Source organism: Variovorax sp. 01T439_2 (assembly GCF_056398445.1).
Window position 1 is genome coordinate 1 of sequence record NZ_JBFTPJ010001209.1, and the last position, 1403, is coordinate 1403.

The window sequence follows — 1403 nt, forward strand, 5'->3', positions numbered from 1 at the left end:
GCCTGCACCACCACGCGCTGCAGGCGGCCGCGGTTCGGAAAGTCGTTGATGTAGCTCGAACCCAGGCCCGTCGACAGCGTGGCGTTGATCGCATCGAAGGTCACGCCCAGGGCATTCGCCTTGTCGCGGTCGATGTCGATCTGCAGCTGCGGCGCGTCTTCCAGGCCGTCGGGGCGCACCTGCGACAGGATCTTGCTCTGCCCGGCCATGCCCAGCAGCTGGTTGCGCGCATTGATCAGCGCCTCGTGGCCCGCGCCCGAGCGGTCCTGCAGCCGGAAGCTGAAGCCGCTCGCATTGCCCAGTTCAGGAATGGGCGGCGGGCTCAGCGGGTAGATGAACGCATCGCGAATGCCCGAGAGCGCACCAAAGGCACGGCCCGCCAGCGCGCTGGCCGAATGGGCCGGGTCCTTGCGTTCCTCCCAGTCCTTCAGCGTCACGAAGGCAAGGCCCGCGTTCTGCCCCTGGCCCGAGAAGCTGAAGCCCATCACGCCCACGATGCTCTGCACTTCGGGCTGCTTCAGGATGAAGCCCTCGACCTGCTGCATGACCGACAGCGCACGCTCCTGCGTGGCACCCGGGGGCAGCTGCACGTTCACGATGATGTTGCCCTGGTCTTCCGCCGGCAGGAACGAGCTCGGCAGCCGCAGGTAGGTGAACACCACCGCGCCGATGATCGCCACGTAGATGACCAGGTAGCGCGCGGCGCGCCGCAGGATGCGCGCGACCACGCTCTCATAGCCCTTGGCCGTGCGCGTGAAGCCGCGGTTGAACCAGCCGAAGAAGCCGGTCTTCTCGTGGTGGTGGCCCGCTTCCACCGGCTTGAGCAGCGTGGCGCACAGCGCCGGCGTGAGCGACAGCGCCATGAAGGCCGAGAAGGCGATCGAGGTCACCATCACCGCCGAGAACTGGCGGTAGATGTTGCCCGTGGAGCCCGCAAAGAACGCCAGCGGCACGAACACCGAGATCAGCACCACCGTCACGCCGATGATGGCGCCCGAGATCTGCTTCATGGCCTTGCGCGTGGCTTCGAGCGGCGACAGCCCCTCTTCGCTCATGATGCGCTCGACGTTCTCCACCACCACGATGGCGTCGTCCACCACGATGCCGATCACCAGCACCATGCCGAACATGGTCAGCACGTTGATCGAGAAGCCCATGGCCAGCAGCATGGCAAAGGTGCCCAGCAATGCAATTGGCACCACGATGGTCGGGATGATCGTGTAGCGCCAGTTCTGCAGGAACAGGAACATCACGATGAACACCAGCGCAATGGCTTCCAGCAGCGTCTTGACCACTTCGGTGATGGAAATCTGCACGAAGCGCGAGCTGTCGTACGGAATGTTCCACTTCACGCCCTGCGGGAAGAAGCGCTCCAGCTCCGCCATCTTGGCGCGGATCGCCTT

At 65.1% G+C, this 1403-nt stretch carries 1 protein-coding gene; it reads right to left on the bottom strand.

The window, feature by feature from the left end:
* A partial coding sequence (locus AC1DOC_RS33585) for an efflux RND transporter permease subunit (protein WP_478131559.1) occupies window positions 1-1403 on the bottom strand: 1403 nt, incomplete at both ends.